General features: G+C 66.5%; 1 protein-coding gene and 1 pseudogene. One reads left to right on the top strand and one right to left on the bottom strand.

Annotation, left to right across the window (positions count from 1 at the left end):
• A pseudogene (locus DBR23_RS31850) lies at positions 1 to 3037 on the bottom strand (MG2 domain-containing protein); the annotation flags it as partial.
• Between the two features lie 222 nt (positions 3038 to 3259).
• Between DBR23_RS31850 and DBR23_RS25830 the strand changes: the two are divergent.
• On the top strand, positions 3260 to 5273 hold a 2014-nt coding region (locus tag DBR23_RS25830; protein WP_108499991.1), incomplete at its 3' end, for a catalase.

Below are 5273 nucleotides of genomic sequence, written 5' to 3' on the forward strand. Positions count from 1 at the left end.
TGTTGCCGTCCTTGTCCGTGGCCGTGACCACCAGTTCCACCTCGCCCGCCTCGTCGAGCTTGGCCTCGCACAGCAACAGGCCGCGCGCGTCGCTTTTGCCGCTGCACAGCGTGCCCAGGTCCTTGGTATCGGTCTGGTTGTCGTAGCTGTAGAAGCCACCCACCATGCGCTTGCGCGTGGTGGTGGTGATGCGGGCCATGGCCTGCACCTGCAGCGCGGTGTCGGCCGCCGGCTTGCCGTTGTGTTGCAGCGCCAGCGCCTGGAAGCGGATCTTCTGGCGCGCAGACACCCAGCCCTCGGTCTTGATGCCCGCCACCACACCGGCGGGCCACAGCGTCTGCGTGCTGCGAAGGGTCTGCACCTCGCCATTGGGGTCGGCGTAGGTGGCCTCCAGCAGCAGTTCCTGCGGCTGGCGGGCCTGGGGCACATTGTCGATGGTGACCTTGCCCGCACCGTTCTTGTCGAGGGTGAGCGGAAGCTTGTCGGCAATCACGCGCGCGTCCTGGCTGGCGGTGGCCTCTTCGTCGTCGCTGTTGGCGTTGCTCTGCTCGCGCTTGCGGGGCGGGTTGAAGCGGAAGGTGTCGTAGTCGCTGAACTCCAGGGACTTGCCGCGCACCAGGGCCGACACGCGCACCGGCAGGTTGGCCGCGCCGCCACCGGCCACGTAGTTGATCTGCACGTCGGTGGGCACCGAACGCACGCGCACCAGCGCCTTTTTCTCGACCGGGGCGATGCGGCCTTCCAGCACGGGCAGGCGGAACTCCTCCACGCGGAACGAGCCCGACGCCAGGCTGCCATTCACCGTGCCGTTGCCCCCCAGCTCGACCTGGTACACGCCCAGCTTGGCAGCGGGCGGAATCGCAAAGGTGCTTTGCGCACTGAGCCCCCCGGTGGCCGTGCCGCGCCACACCAGGGGTTGGGTGAACTGCTGGCCGCTGCCCAGGTGCGTGATGACGAGGGTGTCGGGACGCGATGCCGACAGGGCAAAACCCTGGCGCGTTTCGGCGCGCAGCAGGTGCTTCATCGACAAGGTTTCACCCGCGCGGAACAGCGTGCGATCAAAGATGGTGTGGACGCGCTCGTCCGGCGAGGGTGCACGGCTGGTGGGCACATTGAAGCGCCAGGGCTCGATGCCCCGCTGCCAGTCGCTCCAGGTGAAGGCCATGTCCTCCACGCCATCCACCCCCTTGTGGCGCGCGCTCACAAAGTACGACTGGCCCACCTCGTCCTCAGAATTGGAATTGCAGCCGGGCGGTTCGGACGAGAGGCCCTCCACACGGGCAATACCCTGTGCGTCGGTCACGGCCTGCGCCAGTTCGTTGCCTCGGCAGTCCGACACGCGCACCGTGGCGCCCTGCACAGGCTGGCCCTTGTCCAGCGTGGTGACCCAGGCCATGGCGTTTTCGCGGCCCAGCTTGAAATGCACCCCCAGGTTGGTCACCAGCGCCGAGGTGCGCACGTACATCGTGCGGCCTTCGCCATGGCGGTCGTCCAGCAGCGAGGCGCCGAGCTTTTGCGACGCGATCTCCACCACATGGAAGCCGGGTGTGAGCGGAATGCCCACCACCTCGAACGGGCGCGGGTCGTTGCTCGATGGCTTGGGCAGGTCCAGCGTCTTGACGCCGCCCTTGCCTGCCAGCAGCGACAGCATGCGCGACTGCACGTATTCCTTGTCGTCATCCAGCACCTTGGGCAGGGGGCCGGTCACGTCCTGGCGCGCCTGCTTGCGGTTGACCACGTAACTGTCATAGCGCTGCACCTTGCGGAACCAGGCAATGATGTCCGCGTCGGTGCGGGGCTTGAGCGTGCTCACCTTGCCCGCCGGTGCGGTGGCTGTTGCAACACCTGCTTGCAGGCCTTGCACGCGCAGGGCAGCCTCCACGTTGCGCAGCGTCACGGGCAGCAGCGCAGGCGGGTTGTCCGACGCAGGGCCTTCGGCAAAACGCTCCACGATGCCAAAAGGCGCCGCTGCAAACTTGGCCAGCGGCGGCATGCCGCCAGTGGACACCTTGAGCGGGAAGTTGTCCGCATTGCGCAGCGCGCGGCCCGAGGCGTCCTTGAAGTCCTTGGGCAGCTCGACGGTGAAAGCGGTGTTCTCGGCCAGCGGCGCGTTGAACTGCAGGCTGTTGACCAGGGCATCGGCCTGGGCACCTTCTGCGCCGCCATCCATCTGGGGCTTGAGGGTTTCCTTGGCGGACTTGAGGCGAATGGCAGCCGCCAGCTTGCGCGGCACGGGCGCATTGAACGACAGCATCATCGGCCGGATCGGCAGGCAGGCCGCCTGGGCGTTTTCGCGCTCGCAGCTGAACTCGGCCGAGAACGGCTCACGCACCTTGAAGTCAAAGCGTTTTTCCGCCGTGTTGGCGACTCCGCTGGGGGTGGCCACCCCCTTGCCGAACACGATCTGCATGCGCGAGCCCGAGGTGAACCGGCGGTTGCAGGCCAGCGTGGCAAAGGACAGGGGCTCGCGTGCTGCGTCTTTCTCCAGACCCAAGCCCTTGAGGATTTCGGCGCGCTGCGCCCCCTCGATCAAACGCACGGGGATGCGCTCGCCTACGCCCTCAGCCGTGCACCACACGTTGCTCTGCACGCTGGCCGTGGTGGCAGGACCATTGAGGAACAGCACAAAGAACTGCTCTTCGTCGATCTGCTCGTAGGTGCTGGGGCGGAGGTTCTGAACAAATGGCCCGCCGCTATTGAACTGATAGCTCTTGGCGCCCGTCAGTTCTGCGCCAGCGGGCGATTTGAAGCCCGGCTTGACGCTGGCGGTGCAACGCACGCCTGGCGGCAGGTCGCGCTCGAAGTCAAACACCCACTCGCGCTCGCCAGTCCAGCGGCCCGTGCCCTTGGTCACACTGGCGTCGCTGCAGCTCAGGCTTAGGGGTGTGGCCGCCTTGGGGTCCCCAAAATTGACCGCAGCAGCGTCGAACTTGGCCACCACCTGGCGCACGCGCGCCACCTCGCCCTGGGGCGAGAAGCTGGTGATCTGCAGGGCCTGGGCCCCCCAGGCCACCAGAGACAGGCTGGCGGCCAACATCCATTTTTTTGCGTTCACGCTATCCCCTCCGAAGGAACCAGCAAGCGTAACAAAGTGCCATGTCGCCCGGGTGTGTGTTGCAAGCACTTACGTATCGGCCGGGCAAGCCGTCATCACGCGCGCCCGACGACGCGCCGATGGGGCCACGTCCTACCCGCTGGGAACGCTCAGCGCCCAAAGATGGTGGCTTCGTTTTACCCCACGCACCACCCAGGAGCGCCCATGGCACGACCCCCTACCTCGCGCAGCGCGGCCCACAAATCGCCGTCTGCCCTGCCTTCTTCCACCCAGTCCGATAACTTTCGCGGCAACGCGGGCGAGCTGCAGCAACAGGCGGGCGGCAAACACCCGGTGCTGACCACGCAGCAGGGTATTCCGGTTGCCGACAACCAGAACTCGCTGCGCACTGCGCCGCGCGGCCCCACGCTGCTCGAAGACTTCATCCTGCGCGAGAAGATCACGCACTTTGACCATGAACGCATTCCCGAGCGCATCGTGCATGCACGGGGCACGGCAGCCCATGGTTTCTTTGAACTCACGCACTCGCTCAAGAAGTACACCACCGCCAAGGTGCTGACCGACATCGGTGTACAGACCCCTGTATTCACCCGCTTTTCGACCGTAGCCGGTGGCGCAGGCTCGGTGGACACGCCGCGCGACGTGCGCGGCTTTGCCGTCAAGTTCTACACGCCAGAAGGCAACTGGGACCTGGTGGGCAACAACATCCCCGTGTTCTTCATCCAGGACGCGATGAAGTTCCCGGACCTGGTGCACGCCGTGAAGATGGAGCCCGACCGGGGCTTTCCGCAGGCGGCCAGCGCGCACGACACCTTCTGGGACTTTGTCTCGCTGATGCCCGAAACCCTGCACATGGTCATGTGGGCCACGAGCGACCGCACCATCCCGCGCAGCCTGCGCATGATGGAAGGTTTTGGCGTGCACAGCTTCCGCCTGCTGAATGCAGCGGGCGAGAGCACGTTTGTGAAGTTCCACTGGCGGCCCAAGCTGGGCATCCAGTCCACCGTGTGGGACGAGGCCGTCAAGCTGCAATCTGCCGACAACGACTACCACCGGCGCGACCTGTTCGAAGCCATCGAGGCGGGCGACTTTCCCGAGTGGGAGCTGTCGGTACAGCTGTTCACTGAGCAGGATGCCGAACGCTTCCCGTTTGACCATCTCGACCCCACCAAGCTCATCCCCGAAGAACTGGTGCCCCTGCAGCCCATTGGCCGCATGGTGCTCAACCGCTGGCCCGACAATTTTTTTGCCGAGACCGAGCAGGTGGCGTTCTGCCCCGCCAACGTGCCGCCCGGCATCGACTTCAGCAACGACCCCCTGCTGCAGGGCCGCCTGTTCTCGTACCTGGACACACAGCTGTCGCGCCTGGGCGGGCCCAACTTTGCGCAGATCCCCATCAATGCCCCCAAGTGCCCGTTCCACAACATGCAGCGCGACGGGCACATGCAGATGCAGGTGCCCAAGGGCCGCGTCAACTACGAACCCAGCAGCCTGCAGCCTGACACGCCCCGCGCCTCGCTCGCGCAAGGCTTTCGCCACTTCGCGCAGGCCGACGATGGCGTGAAGGGCCGCGTGCGGGCCGAGAGTTTTGCCGACCACTACAGCCAGGCGCGCATGTTCTACCGCAGCCAGAGCCCGCTGGAGCAGGCCCACATGGCCTCGGCGCTGGTGTTCGAGCTGTCCAAGGTCGGCACACCCCATGTGCGCGAAGCGGTGGTGGGCCATCTGCTGCATGTGGACGCAGACCTGGCCCAGCGCGTGGCCGACGGCCTGGGGCTGCCGGCACTGCCCCCTGCCCCGGCCACCACCGAGCCGGTGCAGGACCTGCCCCTGTCGCCCGCCCTGCGCATCATCGACCGCATGAAGCCCACGCTGCAGGGCCGCTCCATCGGCATTCTGGTGGCCGACGGCTCCAACGGCGCCTCGGTGACCAACCTGCGCAAGGCGCTGGAGAAAGTCGGCGCCACCGTGAAGATCGTGGCCCCCAAGGTGGGCGGTGCCGTGCTGAAAGACGGCACGCTGCTGCCCGCCGATGGCCAGCTGGCGGGCACGCCATCGGTGGTGTTTGACGCCGTGGCCTCCATCCTGTCGCCCGACATGGGCGCACAGCTGGCCAAGGAGGCGGCGGCCGTCGACTGGTTCCGCGACGCGTTCGGCCACCTCAAGGCCATTGCCGCCTGCAAGGGCACGCGGGCCATCCTGCAGGCCGGTGGTATCG

The sequence above is a fragment of the Acidovorax sp. HMWF018 genome, assembly GCF_003061035.1.
GTDB lineage: Bacteria > Pseudomonadota > Gammaproteobacteria > Burkholderiales > Burkholderiaceae_C > Acidovorax > Acidovorax delafieldii.